Source organism: Nocardioides pakistanensis, from assembly GCF_054781215.1.
Map to the genome: position 1 here is coordinate 96649 of NZ_BAAGUV010000025.1, position 17210 is coordinate 113858.

Consider the following 17210-nt stretch of genomic DNA (forward strand, 5'->3'; position numbering starts at 1 on the left):
GACCAGCCTAACGGCGGCGGCGACCGGTGGGCTCGAGGAAGACCGCCCCCGGGCCGCGTGGGGCGACCTCGTCGTCGGGGTTGTTCAGCGCGCACGTGCGCAGGCTCAGGCAACCGCAGCCGATGCAGCCGTCGAGCCTCTCCCGGAGCCGCTCCAGGCGCTCGATCTGCTCGTCGATGCGCGGCCGCCAGCTGCGAGAAAGCCTGGCCCAGTCTGCCTTCGTCGGTGTCCTGCCCTCGGGCAGTGTGGCGAGGGCTTCCTCGATCTCCTCGAGGGTGAGGCCGACCCGCTGTGCGGAACGGATGAACGCCACCCGGCGCAGCTGGGCCTGGGCGTACCTGCGCTGGTTGCCTGCCGTGCGCTCGGACCGGATCAGACCGCGCTCCTCGTAGTAGCGCAGCGCAGAGGGAGCGACGCCGGAGCGTTCGGAGAGCTGCCCGATGGTCAGGTGCGCGACATGCCTCGGCATGCGTCGAGCATATCGGTGTTGACTTCAAGTGAACTTGAACTTGCATCGTCGTGCCATGACGACGACGACCACTCTGCAGGAGGTCGGTGCGGGCGGGCATCGCTACAGCTACGCCGACCTCTGGCACCTGATGAGCCTGATGACCGGGGACGAGAAGCACACCGTCGCTGCGACCTCGACCCTCGACGTGCTCTGGATGCTGTACGACACCGTTCTGGACGTGACTCCCGAGACGATGGCCGACCCGGGGCGTGACCGGTTCTACCTGTCCAAGGGGCACGGCCCGATGGCCTACTACGCGGTGCTTGCCGCCAAAGGATTCTTCCCCGTCGGCTGGCTGGCCGGTTGGGCGTCGTACGAATCACCGCTGGGGCACCACCCCGACCGCAACCTCGTTCCGGGGGTGGAGATCTCGAGCGGCTCGCTGGGGCACGGGCTGCCGCTGGCGGTCGGCACGGCCCTCGGTCTACGGGCGCAGGGAATCGGGGCGCGGGTGGTCGTGCTCGTCGGAGACGCAGAGCTGGACGAAGGGAGCAATCATGAGGCGATCGAGCTCGCGGCCGCGCTGGACCTGGCGGCGCTCACCGTCGTGGTCGTCGACAACCGGTCGGCCACGCACGCCGTCCCCGGGCGGATCGAGGAGCGGTTCGCGGTCGAGGGGTGGCACACCGTGGGGGTCGATGGCCGAGATCACGCGCAACTACACCGTGCACTGACGCGGCCACCGGACCCGTCGGGCTTCGGGACGCCGTCGGCTGTCGTTGCCCACGTCGAGGAGAAGGTCTCATGAGGCGCGACCCGAGAGCCACCTTCGCGGCCACCGCAGCGGGGCTCGTCGAGCAGGACCTCTCGGTCGCCCTGGTGTACGCCGAGATCTCGGGCCAGTACTTCGCCGAGGTCGAGCAGCGCCATCCCGACCGGGTGGTCAACGTCGGCATCCGCGAGCAGCTCCTCGTCAACGTCGGGGCAGGCCTCGCGCTGACCGGGATGCGGCCGGTCGTGCACACGTTCGCGCCGTTCCTGGTCGAGCGGGCCTTCGAGCAGGTCAAGCTCGGGTTCGACCACCAGGGGGTCGGCGGGGTGCTCGTGAGCAGCGGGGCGTCGTACGACATCGCCGGCGGTGGGCGCACGCACCAGGCACCCGGCGACGTGGCGCTGGTCGACACACTGTCCGGGTGGACGGTGCACGTGCCCGGCCACGCGGACGAGGTCGAGTCCGCGATGCGGCTGGCGGTGTCGGGCTCCGGCCGCGACTACGTGCGCGTCTCGCAGCACCAGAACCGGCAGGCCTTCCCGGTGCGACCCGGTCGCTTCCACGTGGCGAAGCGGGGAGGTGGCGCAACCCTGGTCGCGGTCGGCCCGATGCTCGACCCGGTGCTCGAGGCGGTCGGCGACCTGGACGTCAGCGTGCTCTACGCCGGCTCGGTGCGGCCGTTCGACGCCGCCACCCTGCGCGGTGTGCTGGCGAGGCCGGAGGTCGTGCTGGTCGAGCCCTACCTGGCCGGGACGTCGGCACGCTGCGTCGACGAGGCGCTGGTCGACGTACCGCACCGGCTGCTGTCGCTCGGCGTCGCCCGGGGTGAGCTGCGCCGCTACGGCACCCCACGCGAGCACGCCGCCGCGCACGGCCTCGACGCCGCGGGGATCCGCGCCTCGGTCGACGCGTTCCTGTCCGCGTAGCCCCCGGACAGCACGACGGCGGGGCAGCCCCGTGGGGCCACCCCGCCGTCGCGGTCCGACGTCCTACTTGTTGAAGGCGTCCTTGACCTTCTCGCCCGCCTGCTTGAGGTCGGACTTGCTCTGCTCGCGCTTGCCCTCGCGCTCGAGCGACTCGTCGTCGCTGGCGCCACCGAGCGCCTCCTTGGCCTTGCCCAGGGTGCCTTCGGCGGAGTTCTTCAGCTTGTCGTCCATGCCCATGAGTCGTCCCTCCTTGGTCGGTACGACGGTCGTACCCGAGCCCGCCCACGGCATGCGGCCGTCTACCATGGGTCCTCGCGTCCGCCGTACCGCACGGTCGGCAGGCGCAGGCCGGCCTGGCGCAACTGGCAGCGCACCTAACTTGTAATTAGGGGGTTGGGGGTTCGAGTCCCCCGGTCGGCTCCGACCCTCTTGCGCGCGCGTCGCGTGCTCCAGAAATGGGCGCGAACCACAGAAATCCTCGGGATTTCCTGCTGTTCGTGCCCCATCCGCGGCCCGGTCCGGGCGTTGGTCACCTGCACGGGGGACAGCGCATCGGACATACCGCCCGAGTGCCGCACACCCGGGCATGCCCGGACAACACGCGGGCAAGGGGCGCGCAGGGCCGCCTCGTTCCTCCCAGCGGGGCGGCCCCCAGTCCCGCGCTGGTGGCTCAGCCCCGGCGGCTCAGGCGCCGTCGACCCGGTCGACCTCGAACTGCATGGCCGGGTCGGCGAGCGCGTCCTGGCTCGCCACGATCCGCATTTCGCGGCTCCCGGCCTCGGCGGTCGCCTCCATCACGGCGTACACCGAGGAGGTCGTCCGGGCCAGCGCGGTCGGCAGGTCGTGGCCGGCGAGCAGGTTCGCCAGGAACACCGCGGAGGTCAGGTCGCCCGCGCCGGGCGGGTTGATCGGCAGTCGCGGGGTGCGCGCCCGCCAGGCGCCGGCGTCGGAGACGGCCACCATGTCGAGCGCGTCGTCGGGCGTCTCGTCGGTGATCACGCTGGTGACCAGGACGGTGTTCGGACCGGTCGCGCGCACCGCGTTGGCTGCTGCCACGACGTGCTCCAGGGTCTCGGCCTCGGTGCCGGCCAGGAACGCGAGCTCGAACTGGTTGGGGGTGATCACGTCGGCGGCCGGAACCACCTTGTCGCGCATGAACTCCGGGATGCCCGGTCGCACGAAGAAGCCGCGGCCGACGTCGCCCATCACCGGGTCGCAGAAGTAGATCGCCTCGGGGTTGCGGCGCTTCACCTCCGCCACCGCGTCGAGGATGACCGCGCCCACGTCCTCGGCGCCCTGGTAGCCCGAGAGGACGGCGTCGCACCGGTCCAGGGCGCCGCGGTCCTCCACGCCGTGGATCACCTCGGCGATGTCCTCGGCGCGCAGCAGCGGCCCGCGCGCCTCGCCGTACCCGGTGTGGTTGGAGAAGTGCACCGTGATCACCGGCCACACGTCGAAGCCGAGACGCTGCAGCGGGAAGAGCGCGGCGCTGTTGCCGGCGTGACCGTAGGCGACCAGGGACTGGATGGAGAGGATGTTCACCGGACGAATCCTGCCATCTCGACTGCGGGCCGAGTACACCTAGCGCCGGAGCTTCAGGTACTCGTGCGGGCGGATCGCCGAGCTGTAGCCGGCGCGCTTGGGCCGCACCTCGAAGTGCAGGTGGCACCCGTCGGGGGCGCCCGCGTCGGAGGCGCGCGCGATCAGCTGGCCGCGGCGGACCCGCTCGCCGGGAGAGACATAGACCTTGCGCACGTGGGCGATCACGATGTCGACGTCGTGGCGCTGGTTGCGGATCCGGCACGCCTTCGGCCCGTACGACGCACCGAGTGCTCCGCTCGAGGCGGGATCGACCACCCGACCAGGCATGCCGGCGAACAGGCGCGTGCCGCACGGCATCGCGATGTCGATGCCGTGGTGGAAGCCGCGCTGCCGGGTGCACCGCGGGTCGGGGGAGTAGTACGGGGCGGCGGTGCAGCCGAAGTTGATCATCTTGCGCCGCTCGCCGGCGTACCACGGCGAGGAGTAGCGGTGCTTGTCCTTCACCCAGAACCGTCGGGGCTCCTCGGCCGCGGCGGCGCCGGTGAGCGCGCCGGCGAGGGCCAGTGGGAGCAGGAGGAGCACGGCGAGGGTCGCGGCCGCGAGGGCGAGCGGTCGGAGCGTGGTCATCGGGCCATCTCATCGTCGTTCGGAGGCCGAGGGAACCCCTGTACGCCAGAACTAGAACGCGTTACAGTCCATCTCGATCCGGGGTGGGGTCTCCCTTGCCCGGCCGTCGTGAGTGATCGAGGTTGTGTGATGGGTGCTGTCGACTCCGCCGACTACGTGGTGATCGGGGCCGGCAGTGCCGGCTGCATCGTGGCCCGTCGGCTCGCCGACACGGGGGCGAGCGTCGTGCTGCTGGAGGCCGGTCCGTCGGACCGAACCCCGTTCGTGCGCAAGCCCGGCATGATCGCGATCTTCCACAACGTGCCGCAGCTGAAGAAGCGGCTGGACTGGGGCTTCTACACCACCCCGCAGCAGCACGCCCTCGGACGCCGGATCCCGCAGACCCGCGGGCGCGTGCTCGGCGGGTCGAGCTCGGTCAACGGGATGCTGTTCGTGCGGGGCAACGCGCAGAACTACGACGACTGGGCGGCGGAGGGCAACGAGGGCTGGTCCTTCGACGACGTGCTGCCGAGCTTCCGGCGGATGGAGAGCTGGGAGGGCGGCGCGGACGACCTTCGGGGTGGGGACGGCCCGGTCAAGGTCACCCGCCAGCGCGACCTGACCCCGGCGTCGCAGGAGTTCATGGAGGCGCTGAGCGAGACCGCCGGCGTGCCGAAGATCGACGACTACAACGGCAAGTCGCAGGAGGGTGTCAGCGTCTTCCAGCAGAGTGCCGCCGACGGGTTGAGGTACTCGTCGTCGGTGGCGTACCTCGACGACCACGCGCTGCCCAACCTCCGGATCGAGGTGGGTGCCACGGTGAGCCGCGTCGTGATCGAGGGTGGTCGCGCCGTCGGCGTGGAGGTGCTCGAGAAGGGCGGCACGCGGGTGATCCGGGCGGACCGGGAGGTCGTCGTGTCTGCCGGTGCCTACAGCTCGCCGCAGCTGCTGATGCTCTCGGGTGTCGGTCCGGCCGAGCACCTGCGCCGGCACGGCATCGACGTGCACGCCGACCTGCCGGTCGGTGACAACCTGCACGACCACATGTTCGTGCCGATGACCTATGTCATGAAGGGTGCCCGCAACAAGGGCACGGCGGCGTACTTCGCCAAGGGCATGGTGCAGGAGGCGCTGCGGGGCGACACCTGGCTCGGCAGGACGGTGTTCGAGGCGGTCGCCTTCGTGCACTCCTCGCAGGGGTCGCCGGTCCCGGACCTGCAGATCCACGCGCTGCCGTGGAGCTACCCGTTCCCCAACCAGGACGCCCCGACCAGGCACAAGGTCGATCCCGCCGCTGCGCTGACGATCATGCCGACGCTGATCTACCCCAAGAGTCGGGGCACGCTCCGCCTCGCCTCGGCCGACCCGACCGCGGCGCCGCTGATCGATCCCGGCTACCTGACCGAGCCGGCCGACCGGGAGCTGCTGCTCGAGGGCGTCAAGCTGGTGCGCGAGACGATGGCAAACCGGCTGATCGCCGCGGGAGTCAGTGCCGAGCTCAACCCCGGCCCGGACTTCCCGGACGACGCCGCGCTGGCCCGCGAGCTGCCGAGCCGGGCGACGACCGTCTACCACCCGGTCGGCAGCTGCCGGATGGGCGTGGACGAGCGGGCCGTGGTCGACCCCGAGCTGCGGGTGCGCGGCATCGAGGGACTGCGGGTGGCCGACGCGTCGATCATGCCGAGCATCACCGGCGGCAACACCAACGCCCCGGCGATGCTGATCGGCGAGCGCTGCGCGGAGCTGATGACGACCTCCTGAGACGGGGGTGTACCCAGAAACTAGAACGCGTTACAGTTGCCGCGGGAGGGTGACCCGCGACACAGCAGCGATCCGAGGAGTACCTATGGCCCGTCAACCACGTTCCCTCGCCGGAAAGGTCGTCGTCGTCACCGGCGGCGGCCGCGGGATCGGCGCCGCCACCGCGGCTCACCTCGTCCGGGAGGGCGCGGTCGTCGCGATCGGCGACCTCGACGAGACCCTCGCCAAGGAGACCGCGGCCCGCGTCGGCGGCAAGGCGATCGGCGCCGGCCTCGACGTCACCGACAACGCCGGCTTCACCGCGTTCCTCGACCAGGTCGAGCGCGAGCTCGGTCCGATCGACGTGCTCGTCAACAACGCCGGGATCATGCCGCTGAACCGGATCGAGGAGGAGAGCGACGCCTCCACCCACGCCCAGGTCGCGGTGAACCTGCTTGCCGTCATCCACGGCACCAAGGAGGCGGTGCGTCGGATGAAGGCGCGCGGCGGCCAGGGACACATCGTCAACATCTCCTCTGCTGCAGGACGGGTCCCGGTCGCCGGCGGAGCGACGTACACGGCGACCAAGCACGCCGTGTCGGGCTTCTCCAACGCGCTACACATCGAGTTCATGGCCGACCGGACGCCGATCGACATCACCGCCGTGCACCCGGCGATCGTGCGCACCGAGCTGTCGAAGGGACTCAAGGACAACAAGGGCGTCTCGCCGGTGACGCCCGAGCAGGTCGCCGCCGCGGTCGTGGATGCCCTGAAGTTCCCCCGGCCCGACGTCTACGTCCCCAAGAGCCTCGGCATGGCCACCAAGACCGGCGGGTTGATGCCGCGCCGCGTCGGGGAGTGGCTCAACAGGGTGCTCGGCGGTGAGCGCGCCGCCCTCGACGCGATCTCCTCGCCCGAACGCCGTGCCTACGAGGACCGTGTCGCGCACAGTGCCCCCGCGGCGGAGAAGGAGCGTTCCGCATGACCCTGCCCGCGAGCATCAACGACGAGCTGCTGAGCCGGCTGACCGGCCTGGTCGCCTCCTCCGGCGGCGACGACTACAAGATGACCGAGGTCTACACCGGCGAGGTCATCACCGCGCTGCCGCAGTCCAGCCCCGAGGACATCGCCCGCGCCTTCGACGAGGCGCGACGTGCCCAGTCGGTGTGGGCGTCCTGGCCGGTCGCCAAGCGGATGAAGGTCTTCAAGCGCTTCCACCAGCTGCTGCTCGAGCACAACGAGACGATCGTCGACCTGATCCAGGCCGAGAGCGGCAAGGCGCGGCGGATGGCCTTCGAGGAGACCTGCGACGTCCCGATGGTGATCAGCCACTACCTCAAGCGCGCGCCGAAGCTGCTGCGTCCGGTCAGGCGCGGCGGGCCGGTGCCGATCGTCACCACCTCCACGGAGATCCGCCAGCCCAAGGGCGTCGTCGGCATCATCGCGCCGTGGAACTTCCCCTTCGCCACCGGCATGTCCGACGCGGTGCCGGCGCTCATGGCCGGCAACGGCATCGTGCTCAAGCCCGACAACAAGACCGCGCTCAGCCCGTTGTACGGCGTCTCGCTGCTCTACGAAGCCGGGCTGCCGAAGGGACTGTTCCAGGTGGTCTGCGGTGAGGGACCCGTCGCGGGGCCGCCGGTGATCGACCACGCGAACTTCGTGATGTTCACCGGCTCCACCGCGACGGGCCGGTTCATCGGCCAGCGGGCCGGCGAGAACCTGATCGGCTGCACCCTCGAGCTCGGCGGCAAGAACCCGATGATCGTCATGGACGATGCGAACCTCGACGAGGTCGTGCCGGGCGCGATCGCGGGGGTGTTCCGCAACACCGGCCAGGTGTGCATGCACATCGAGCGGATCTACGTCCACGAGTCGATGTTCGAGGAGTTCACCCGCCGGTTCGTCGACGCGGTGAAGCAGATCAAGATCGGCGCGGCGTACGACTTCGAGCCGGAGATGGGGTCGCTGATCTCGGTCGACCACAAGGACCGGGTCGCCTCGCACGTCGAGGACGCCCGAGCCAAGGGTGCCACCGTGCTCGTCGGCGGCCGCGCGCTGCCGGAGATCGGGCCGGCGTTCTACGCGCCGACCGTGCTGACCGGCGTCACCAAGGACATGATGGCCGGCTCGTGCGAGACGTTCGGGCCCGTCGTCGCGCTGCACGCCTACCGCACGGTGTCCGAGGCGATCGCGCTGGCCAACGACACCGACTACGGGCTCAACGCCAGCGTGTTCGGCTCCGACCTCAAGCGGGCGACCGAGGTGGCGCAGAAGCTGCAGGCGGGCAACGTCAACGTCAACGACGCCTTCGCTGCCGCCTTTGCCAGCAAGGGCACGCCGTCGGGCGGGGTGAAGCAGTCCGGCGTCGGTGCCCGGCACGGCGACAACGGCCTGTTGAAGTACACCGACGTGCAGAACCTGGCCGTGGTCAAGAAGCAGGTGATGGACCCGCCCGAGGGCGTGCCCTTCGCCAAGCACGCGCAGACCACGCTCAAGTCGCTGGCCCTCATGCGCAAGACCGGCATCCGCTAGCCCGCGCTTCTCCGGGCGAGCAAGGTCAGGCGACCTGGAGCGAGCGCTTGGACAGGCCCATCCAGTAGCCGTCGATGCGCTGGTCGCCCGGGGCGTCGGCCTCGCTGGCTGCACCGAGGGTGATGAAGAGCGGGGTGAAGTGCTCCACGGTCGGGTGTGCGTAGGGCATCCCCGGCGCTCGGTCCCGGTACGACGCCAGCTCGTCGACGTCCCCGCGGGCCAGCGCCTCGGCGGCCCAGGCGTCGAACTCCGCGGACCAACCGGGAGCGGACGCCTCGATCCGCCAGTCACGCAGGAACGGCAGGCCGTGGGTGAGGAAGCCCGACCCGACGACCAGCACGCCCTCGTCGCGCAGCGGGCGCAGCCGGCGGCCGAGGTCGAGGAGCCGGCCCGGATCCTGGGTGGGCAGCGACATCTGGAGCACCGGGATGTCGGCGTCGGGGTACATGATCTTCATCGGCACCCAGGCGCCGTGGTCGAGCCCGCGGCTCGTGTGCTGGTGCACCGGCTCGGTGTCCGGCATCATCGCGGCCACCCGGGCGGCCAGGGCGGTGGCGTCCGGGGTCTCGTACCTCACGTTGTAGTACTTCGGGTCGAAGCCGCCGAAGTCGTAGATCAGCGGGGTGCCGGCCGCGGTCGCGCTGAGGCTGACCGGGGCGGACTCCCAGTGCGCGGACACGATCAGGACCGCCTTGGGACGCGGAAGGTCCGCCGCCCAGGCGGCCAGCTGTCCGCTCCACACCGGGTCGTCGAGCAGCGGCGGGGCGCCGTGCCCGATGTAGAGGGCCGGCATGCGGTCTGCGGTGGTCATCGCCATCTCCCATGTAGTTCAAGTTTCAACAACTAGGATAGGCGTCGCCACGAGCAGGAGCAAGCCGATCAGGGCAGCTGCCACTCCACGGGGTCGGCACCCTGACCGACGAGCAGCGCGTTGACCCGGCTGAACGGGCGCGAGCCGAAGAACCCGCGCGAGGCCGAGAGTGGGCTCGGGTGCGGTGACTCGACCCACGGCACCGCCCCGAGCATCGGCTTGAGGCTCTGCGCGTCCCGGCCCCAGAGGATCGCAGCGAGCGGGCCCCCGCGCTCGACCAGCGCGTGGATCGCCCGCTCGGTCACCGCCTCCCAGCCGCGGCCCCGGTGCGAGCCGGCCGCCCCGGGCGCGACCGTGAGCACCCGGTTCAGCAGCAGCACGCCCTGGTCCGCCCACGGAGTCAGGTCGCCGGAGCTCGGCGGCGCCACCCCGAGGTCGTCGTGCAGCTCCTTGAAGATGTTCACCAGGCTGCGCGGCAGAGGGCGCACCTCGGGCGCGACGGAGAACGACAGACCCACCGCGTGACCCGGGGTCGGGTAGGGGTCCTGGCCGACGACCAGCACACGCACGTCGGCGAGCGGTCGCTGGAAGGCCCGCAGGATCCGGTCGCCGGCCGGCAGGTACGTCCGGCCGGCGGCGAGCTCGGCTCGCAGGAACTCGCCCATCCTTGCGATCACGTCGTCCACCGGGGCCAGCGCCTCGGCCCAGTCGGATGCGACCAGGCCGCGGTCCACGAGTCCGCCGAGTGCGCTCATGGGCACAGAACCTAGCGCCGGGTGCCCTCCGACCGAGGCACGGGGCAAGCCGCGGCTATCGTGACGGCGTGACGAGGACAGCGGTGGTCGTCGGCGGTGGGATCGGCGGGCTCACCGCCGCGGTAGCCCTGCGCCGCGCGGGGTGGCAGGTGACCGTGCTCGAGAAGGCCGCCGCGCTGACCGAGGTCGGCGCGGGCCTGACCCTGTGGTCCAACGCGCTCGCGGCCCTCGACACGATCGGCCTCGGCGAGCGGGTCCGGGCCACCGGTGCGATCAGCGGTCCCGCCGGCACGCGTACGCCGGACGGCGACTGGCTCACCCGGATCCCGGCCGGAGAGCTCGAGGCGCGGTTCGGGGTCACCGCCGTCGGCATCCACCGCGCCCGGCTCGTCGACCTGTTGCACGAGGCGCTGCCGGACGAGGTGGTGCTGACCGGGGCGGAGGCGATCGACGTACGCGACGAGGGGCGGGTCACGGTCGAGTACCGCCGCGACGAGGCCGACCACGAGATCCGGGCCGACCTCGTGGTCGCCGCCGACGGGATCAACAGCCGGCTGCGCCGGAAGCTGTGGCGGAGCCCCGGGCAGGTCCGCTACGCCGGCATCACCGCCTGGCGCGCGGTCACCCCCGAGCCGTGGCCCGAGGAGCTCGCGTCGGGCATCACCTGGGGCAGCGGCGAGGAGTTCGGTGTCGTCGAGCTCGGCGACGGGCGGGTGTACTGGTTCGGTGCGGTCAACGCCCCGCAGGGTGACCGCTCCCTCGGTGGCATGGAGGGCGTGCGGCGCGTCTTCGGGCACTGGCACGACCCGATCCTGCGCCTGGTGGACGCGACGCCGCCCGACGCCGTCCTGCGGCACGACCTGTTCCACCTCGAGCCGGTACCGGACAGGTTCACGCGTGGCCGGGTGGTCCTGCTCGGCGACGCGGCCCACGCGATGACCCCGCACCTGGGTCAGGGTGCGTGCCAGGCGATCGAGGACGCGGTCGTGCTCGCCCGGCTGCTCGGGGAGCACGACGTCGACCCGGCGTTGGTGAGGTACGACGAGCAGCGCCGGCCGCGCACCCGGAAGGTCGCCCGTGCCTCGCGGATGGCCGGCCGGATCGGCCAGCAGCTGTCGGACCCCCGGGCGATCGCGGTGCGCAACCGGCTGCTGCGGGCCGCGCCGCCCCGGATCGCGATGGGACAGATGGCGCGGTTCGCGACCTGGCGGCCGTAGGTCTCGACGAGCTCGACCACCGGAGCCGAGCTCGACCACCGGAGCCGAGCTCGACCACCGAATCAGCGCACCGGGCGGGACAGCCGGTCGAGGAAGGCGAGCAGCAGCGCCTCGCGCAGCGCCGGCGCGGCGACGTCGAGCAGGGCGTTGACCTCGGCCATCCGCTCCGGCAGCCCCGAGCCCTCCCCGCCCATCCCCACCGCGGCGAGCAGCCCGTCGAAGTCCTCCTCGCTCAGCGCGTGCGGGTCCAGCGCCCGGACGAAGTCGACCAGGTCCGCCGCCACCTCGATCGGCCCGGCCTCGACGGCTGCGGCCACCGCGGCGCCGAGCGCGGTCAGGAACTCCTCCACGTGGGCTGCGGTCGCGGCACTGAGCGTCAGGTGCAGGGTCGGCGGGCGCCCGGCGAAGCTCATCTGCGGCTGGACGTACCAGCCCGCGGCCAGCATCTCGTCGGCGATCGTGAACACGTCGCAGCTGCCGTCGGTCGCAAGCGCGACGAGCGTGGAGTCGGGGGCGGCGACCACGTCGAGCGCCGGGATCTCGACCAGGCCCGCCAGCAGCCGGTCGACCCCGTCGAGGACCTCCTCGGTCAGCCGGAGGTAGCCGTCGTCGCCGATGGTGCGGACCACCGCCCACGCCGCGGCCAGCGGACCGCCCGACTTCGTCGACTGCATGGTGCTGTTGAGCATCGTGTAGCCCGGCCACGCGGCGCTGGCGAAGAACTGCGTGCGGCGCAGGCCGGAGTCGCGGTGCAGCAGCAGCGAGGCGCCCTTGGGCGTGTAGCCGTACTTGTGCAGGTCGACCGAGATGCTGGTGACCCCGTCGACCGCGAAGGTCCACGGCGGCACGTCCCGGCCCAGCCGGGCGGCGTACGGCAGCACCCAGCCGCCGATGCAGGCGTCGACGTGGCAGCGGATCCCGCGCTCCCGGGCGAGTGCTGCGATCTCGGCGACCGGGTCCACCACCCCGTGGGCGTACGACGGTGCGCTCGCCACCACCAGCACCACCGAGTCGCCGTGCTCGGCGAGCGCGTCCGCGGTGGCGCCGACGTCGGCCCGGAAGTCCTCGCCGACCGGGACCAGGACCGGCCGCACCCCGAAGTAGTGCGCGGCCTTGTGGAACGCCGCGTGCGCGGTGTCCGGCAGGACCATCACCGGTGCGTCCACGTCGGGGCGGGCGTCGCGCGCGGCCTGCACCGCGAGCAGGATCGACTCCGTGCCGCCGGACGTCACCGTGCCCACCGCGGACGCCGGTGCGTCGAGCAGGTTGCACGCCAGGCCGACGAGCTCGTTCTCCATCCGCAGCAGGCTCGGGAACGCCGTGGGGTCCAGACCGTTGGTGCTCGCGAAGGCCGCCATCGCCTCCTGGCCCACCTCGTCGGCCTCGGCCAGGCCGCTGTCGTAGACGTAGGCGAGGGTCCGGCCGCCGTGGGTGGGCAGGTCGTGGGCGCGCATCTGCTCCAGGGCGGCGAGTGCTGCGGGGACGTCGCTCATGCGGGCTCCTTGTCGTGGGCCACCGCGGCGGCCACGTCGTCGGGGGTCAGGGAGTAGCGCGCCAGCCACCACAGGCTCAGCACGGTGAGTGCGGCCGGGAGCACCGAGAAGCCGAGGACGATCGCGGTCACCGCCGAGTCGGGCTGCTCGACGGCTCCCGAACGGGTGGACACGTAGCCGCCGGCGGCGAGGACCAGCGCGAAGATGCCCGGCCCCAGGGCCAGGCCCAGCGTCTCACCGGCGGTCCACACCCCGGTGAACACGCCGGCCCGGTTGGTCCCGGAGCGCGCGGCGTCGACCGCTGCGGTGTCGGGCAGCATCGCCATCGGGAACACCTGCGCGCCGGCGTAGCCCACGCCGACCAGTGCCGTGGCGACGTACACGACGGCCGCCGGCACCTGCCCGGAGACCACGAGGAGCAGCGCACCGCCGGCGAGGAACATCGAGGCGGCGACGTACCCGCGCTTCTTGCCGACCCGCTCGCCGACAGCCGCCCACGCCGGGGTGAGCAGCAGCGCCGGGCCGACGAAGCACACGAAGAGCACCGTCGAGGCGCCCCGGTCCTCGAGCACCACCCGGGCCATGTAGTCGACGCCGGAGAGCATCGCACCGATTCCCAGCGCCTGCACCATGAACGTGGTCAGCAGCAGCCGGAAGTCGCGGGAGCCGGCGACCACGCGGAGCTGCTCACCGAGGGTGCCGCTCGCCGCGGCGACGCGGCCGATCGGTGCGCGGCGGGTGCCGAGGTAGGCGCCGAGCGTGCCGAGGAGGATCAGGCCGGCGACGGCCACGCCCATCAACCGGTAGCCGTCCCGGCCACCGACGGCGTCGCGGATCGCGGGTGCCGAGGCGCCGCTGAGCAGGATCGCCAGCGCCAGCAGCGCCACCCGCCACGACATCAGCCGGGTGCGCTCGGCGTAGTCGTCGGTGATCTCGGCGGGCATGGCCACGAACGGCACCTGGAAGAACGCGTACGCCGTCGCGCAGGCGAGGAAGGCGACCACCACCCAGGCGGTCTCCAGCGCCCGAGAGCCCATCGCGGGTGCGGCGAAGAGCAGTGCGAAGAACGCCGCGAGCGCGACTCCGGCGCGGAGCAGGAACGGCCGCCGCGGTCCCAGCGGTGAGCTGCTGCGGTCGCTGATCCGCCCGGCGATCGGGTTGAGCACGACGTCCCAGGCCTTGGGCAGGAAGACGATCACCCCGGCCAGCGCCGCCGCGACGCCGATCGTGTCGGTCAGGTAGGGCAGCAGGAGCAGACCGGGCACCGTGCCGAAGGCGCCGGTGGCGACCGAGCCCATCCCGTACCCGACGCGGACGCCGCGGGGCAGGCCGGTCGCTGTCATGGCCGCACCCTACTGGCCCAGCGCCTCCAGCACCTCGTCCGCAGTGGCCTCCATCCCCTCGGCGAACGGGTGGTAGGACAGCGCCTCGCCCTGGACCGTCTCGTGGCCGTTCACCCACGGCTCGCCGGAGCAGATGTCGTGGCCCTCGGAGGCGGCGTACATGTCGACGAACTCGACGCCCGTGCGCTCGGCGGCCCGCTCCAGCGCACGGTTGAGCGCGCGGGTCACCCGGTCGCCGAAGGCGTAGTCGCCCGGCGCGAACGGCAGCTCGGCGCACCGGCCGCGGTCGGGCAGCAGCCGCAGGTAGCCGACCAGCAGCACCCTCGCCTCCGGGGACCGCCGCTTCACGCGGCGGATCGAGTCCGCGACCCTGCCCCGGATCTCGTCGGTGCGGGTGAGCAGGTCGTCCGCGGTCAGCTCGGCGCCGCACGGGGCTCCGGCGGGCTGCCGCAGCCCGAGCTGCGAGCAGGTGGAGACCAGGGTGTGGAAGAGGTCGAAGTCGTTGCCGCCGATGCCGAGGGTGACCAGGTCGGTGTCGGCGTCCAGCACCCGCAGCTGCGGTGGGACGCTGCCGCCGGTGAGCGTCGACTGCCGGCCGACCAGGTCGAGCGTGGTCGCTCCGCTGCAGCTGACGTCGACCAGCTCGTCGACGTCGAGCTGCTCGGCCACGAGTGCCGGGTAGTTGCTGTCGGAGCGGAAGCAGCCTCGGGCCGGGTCCGTTGTCGGGATCAGCGGGCCGGCGGTGAACGAGTCACCCAACGCGACGTACTTCTCGAACGCCGGCACGGGGTCGGCCTCGGCGAGGTCCTCGGTCTGGCGGCGTACGTCGTCCACCTCGTCGACGCTCTCGGTGCCGGAGGAGCACGCGCCGAGCAGGAGTACGGCGGCCACGAGGCCCGCCAGGGCACGGGGGAGGCGGTTCATCGTGGGTACCGCTCCCTCATGTCGTCGCGGACGACCCGGGCCTCGGCAACCATCCGCAGCAGCACCGCGCTGGTGACCGCCTGGGCGGCGACGATGCCGACGAGCACGAGGATCTGGGCGGCGCCGGCCTCGAGCGGGGTGCCGCCGCCGAGCAGCACGCCGACGAACGCGCCGGGCAGGGTGACCAGTCCGACGGTGCGGGTCTTGTCGAGGTTCGGGGTGAGCGCCTCCTTCGCGCTGGGCTGGATCACCTCGATCGCTGCCTGCCTGCTCTCCAGCCCGACCGCGAGGCCGGCCTCGTAGGAGCCGAACTCCGAGGACAGGTCGTCGTAGGCACGCCGGCCGGTCAGCGTGGCCGCGGTCATCGTGTTGCCGATGATGATGCCCGCGGTGGGCACCAGGCCGGCGCCGTTGAACGGGATCACGCCGGAGCCGAGCACCAGCAGCAGCACCGGGAGGACCCCGGCGGTGATCGCGGCGCCGACCCAGAGCACCTCCTGGCCCTTGGCGGTGATCCGCTTCGCCGAGGTGCGGGTGGCGACGGCGAGCATCACGAACGAGAACAGCAGCGACCACCACAGCGAGCTCAGCGCGGCGGTGATCACCAGGGAGACGGCTGCGAGCTGGACCACCGCGCGCGCGGAGGCGGTGACCGTCTCGCGCTCGACCTGCAGATGGCCGAGGTAGGAGGCGGCGATCCCGATCCCGACGAGCGCGACGAGGACGACCGCGAGGCGCCAGTCGGGGCTGGGGGCGATCGCGGAGGCGGCTGCGGTCACGGACGCGCCGCCAGTGAGCGCGAGGAGGCCGACCCGTAGCGGCGCTTGGGGTTCGAGCCGATGGCGCCTCTGGCCGTGGTCTTCTGGGCGGCTGACTTCTTGGCCACAGGTTCCTTGGCGACGGCCTTCTTGGCCGCCGTCTTCTTGGCCGCCGTCTTCCTCGCGGCGGGCTTCTTCCGGCCGGCCGCGGGGCGCGCGGCCCGGGCCGAGACCGTGGCCGCCGGCTGCTCGTCGAGGAACTCGTCGAGGATCCGCCAGGTCGTCGTGCGCGAGGCCCGGCCGGTGAGCATGCCGAGGTGCCCGCCGGGCACCACCTCGAACCGCACCGACGGTGCGCCGGTGACCAGGTCGACCATCGGTCGGATCGCCTTCACCGGGGCGATCTGGTCGCTCTCGCCGGCGAAGACCAGCATCGGCACGCGGATGTCGGCCAGCGCGATCTGCCGGCGGTCGCCCATCCGGACCACGCCGGTGGCCAGCTGGTTGCCCTTGAGCAGCCGGTGGTAGATCTGGCCGAACGTGCGGCCGGGGTAGGCGGTCATGCTCGCGGTGAACCGGTCCACCGCCTCGATCTGGGCGAGGAAGTCGGTGTCGTCGAGGTTGGCCGCGATCGCCACGGGCTTGGTGACCAGCTTGTCGAAGCTCGACAGCTGGAACGCCCGGCGCACCAGCGGCTTGGGTGCGCCACCCATCGCGCGGTAGAGCTGGGTGACCAGACCGCCACCCTCGCTGAGGTTCAGCAGCGGCCGGATCGGGGCGACCAACGGCACCCGGGTCACGTCGACGGGGGAGCCGACCACCGTGAGCGACGCGATCGGCAGGTCCGGCCGGTCGGCGGTGGTGAGCAGGGAGAAGATCCCGCCGAGGCTCCAGCCGACCAGATGGACCGGCCGGCCGCCGGCGTGCTCGGACACCGCGGTGACCGCGGCCGGGAGGACCTCGTCGACCCAGTGCTCCATGCCGAGGGTGCGGTTGGCGAAGGAGATCTCGCCGTACTCCACGAGGTAGGTGCGCCGGCCCTCGGTGACCAGGTGCTCGGCCAGCGAGCAGCCGCGGCGCAGGTCGTAGCACAGCGACGGGGCGGCGAGCGGGGTGACCAGGAGCACCGGGTCGCCGGCCTCCTCGACGTCACCGGGCGGCCGGTAGTGGTACACCTCGCGCAGCATGCCCTCGTCGATCAGGGTGCGGGGCATCCGGCGCAGGTCCGCGACGCCGCCGTACAACACCTTGTGGGCGACGTTGCTGGCGGCAGAGACGACCTGGTCCGGCTTGGGGATCAGATCCATGCGGCGAAGGATACCGTCGCGTCGGTCGGC

General features: G+C 72.1%; 17 protein-coding genes and 1 tRNA gene. 7 read left to right on the forward strand and 11 right to left on the reverse strand.

Going from position 1 to position 17210, the window contains the following annotated elements; all coding sequences use genetic code 11:
* Positions 1-7: 7 nt before the first annotated feature.
* Positions 8-469: a redox-sensitive transcriptional activator SoxR gene (soxR, locus tag ACYVIH_RS11745; protein ID WP_460869523.1), complete on the reverse strand. Its 462-nt coding sequence runs from the start codon at positions 467-469 to the stop codon at positions 8-10.
* Positions 470-524: 55 nt separating this feature from the next.
* On the opposite strand from soxR, the gene ACYVIH_RS11750 reads away from it, so the two are divergent.
* Together ACYVIH_RS11750 and ACYVIH_RS11755 are read left to right on the forward strand one after the other, a co-directional pair.
* Positions 525-1259, forward strand: a complete 735-nt coding sequence (locus tag ACYVIH_RS11750) for a thiamine pyrophosphate-dependent enzyme (protein WP_460869525.1) — start codon at positions 525-527, stop codon at positions 1257-1259.
* Positions 1256-2149, forward strand: coding sequence for a transketolase family protein (locus tag ACYVIH_RS11755; protein ID WP_460869527.1), 894 nt, complete (start codon positions 1256-1258; stop codon positions 2147-2149). Before ACYVIH_RS11750 ends, ACYVIH_RS11755 begins: the two co-directional genes overlap by 4 nt.
* Before the next feature lie 63 nt (positions 2150-2212).
* Here ACYVIH_RS11755 and ACYVIH_RS11760 read toward each other — a convergent pair whose 3' ends face one another.
* A complete protein-coding gene (locus tag ACYVIH_RS11760; protein WP_460869529.1) occupies positions 2213-2455 on the reverse strand; it encodes a CsbD family protein in 243 nt (80 codons plus the stop codon).
* 41 nt (positions 2456-2496) lie between these two features.
* Here ACYVIH_RS11760 and ACYVIH_RS11765 point away from each other — a divergent pair.
* Positions 2497-2569: transfer RNA gene (locus ACYVIH_RS11765), tRNA-Thr, on the forward strand.
* 264 nt (positions 2570-2833) lie between these two features.
* Here the strand turns inward: ACYVIH_RS11765 and pdxY are convergent.
* On the reverse strand, positions 2834-3691 hold the full coding sequence (gene pdxY, locus ACYVIH_RS11770; protein WP_460869532.1) for a pyridoxal kinase PdxY: 858 nt from the start codon (positions 3689-3691) through the stop codon (positions 2834-2836).
* Between the two features lie 39 nt (positions 3692-3730).
* Positions 3731-4318 carry a M23 family metallopeptidase gene (locus ACYVIH_RS11775; protein WP_460869534.1) on the reverse strand — a complete coding sequence of 196 codons (588 nt, stop codon included), beginning with the start codon at positions 4316-4318 and terminating at the stop codon, positions 3731-3733.
* Between the two features lie 129 nt (positions 4319-4447).
* Between ACYVIH_RS11775 and ACYVIH_RS11780 the strand changes: the two genes are divergently transcribed.
* The 3 genes from ACYVIH_RS11780 to ACYVIH_RS11790 all read left to right on the forward strand — a co-directional run bounded on the left by ACYVIH_RS11780 (position 4448) and on the right by ACYVIH_RS11790 (position 8572).
* Entirely contained in the window at positions 4448-6058 is a 1611-nt protein-coding gene (locus ACYVIH_RS11780) for a GMC family oxidoreductase (RefSeq protein ID WP_460869536.1), read from the forward strand.
* A gap of 85 nt (positions 6059-6143) precedes the next feature.
* The gene (locus tag ACYVIH_RS11785; protein ID WP_460869538.1) at positions 6144-7022 is read left to right on the forward strand and encodes an SDR family NAD(P)-dependent oxidoreductase; all 879 of its coding nucleotides are present in this window, start codon (positions 6144-6146) and stop codon (positions 7020-7022) included.
* Positions 7019-8572, forward strand: coding sequence for a succinic semialdehyde dehydrogenase (locus tag ACYVIH_RS11790; protein WP_460869539.1), 1554 nt, complete (start codon positions 7019-7021; stop codon positions 8570-8572). Before ACYVIH_RS11785 ends, ACYVIH_RS11790 begins: the two co-directional genes overlap by 4 nt.
* Positions 8573-8597: 25 nt before the next feature.
* On the opposite strand, the gene ACYVIH_RS11795 is transcribed toward ACYVIH_RS11790, so the two are convergent.
* Positions 8598-9383: a dioxygenase family protein gene (locus tag ACYVIH_RS11795; RefSeq protein WP_460869541.1), complete on the reverse strand. Its 786-nt coding sequence runs from the start codon at positions 9381-9383 to the stop codon at positions 8598-8600.
* 68 nt (positions 9384-9451) lie between these two features.
* Positions 9452-10138 carry a uracil-DNA glycosylase gene (locus ACYVIH_RS11800; RefSeq protein WP_460869543.1) on the reverse strand — a complete coding sequence of 229 codons (687 nt, stop codon included), beginning with the start codon at positions 10136-10138 and terminating at the stop codon, positions 9452-9454.
* Positions 10139-10206: 68 nt separating this feature from the next.
* Between ACYVIH_RS11800 and ACYVIH_RS11805 the strand changes: the two genes are divergently transcribed.
* Complete coding sequence (locus ACYVIH_RS11805) at positions 10207-11355, forward strand: FAD-dependent monooxygenase (RefSeq protein WP_460869545.1); 1149 nt, start codon at positions 10207-10209, stop codon at positions 11353-11355.
* Positions 11356-11417: 62 nt separating this feature from the next.
* On the opposite strand, the gene ACYVIH_RS11810 is transcribed toward ACYVIH_RS11805, so the two are convergent.
* From ACYVIH_RS11810 to ACYVIH_RS11830, 5 genes are read right to left on the reverse strand one after another with little or no spacing between them, the layout of a single operon-like run.
* Positions 11418-12848, reverse strand: a complete 1431-nt coding sequence (locus ACYVIH_RS11810) for a pyridoxal phosphate-dependent decarboxylase family protein (RefSeq protein WP_460869546.1) — start codon at positions 12846-12848, stop codon at positions 11418-11420.
* Positions 12845-14191: an MFS transporter gene (locus tag ACYVIH_RS11815; protein ID WP_460869548.1), complete on the reverse strand. Its 1347-nt coding sequence runs from the start codon at positions 14189-14191 to the stop codon at positions 12845-12847. Before ACYVIH_RS11815 ends, ACYVIH_RS11810 begins: the two co-directional genes overlap by 4 nt.
* A gap of 9 nt (positions 14192-14200) precedes the next feature.
* Positions 14201-15115, reverse strand: a complete 915-nt coding sequence (locus ACYVIH_RS11820) for an SGNH/GDSL hydrolase family protein (protein ID WP_460869550.1) — start codon at positions 15113-15115, stop codon at positions 14201-14203.
* Positions 15112-15894, reverse strand: a complete 783-nt coding sequence (locus tag ACYVIH_RS11825; protein ID WP_460869552.1) for an ABC transporter permease — start codon at positions 15892-15894, stop codon at positions 15112-15114. The genes ACYVIH_RS11820 and ACYVIH_RS11825 overlap by 4 nt, the downstream gene beginning before the upstream one ends.
* Positions 15891-17180: an alpha/beta fold hydrolase gene (locus ACYVIH_RS11830; protein WP_460869555.1), complete on the reverse strand. Its 1290-nt coding sequence runs from the start codon at positions 17178-17180 to the stop codon at positions 15891-15893. The genes ACYVIH_RS11825 and ACYVIH_RS11830 overlap by 4 nt, the downstream gene beginning before the upstream one ends.
* Positions 17181-17210 lie beyond the last annotated feature (30 nt).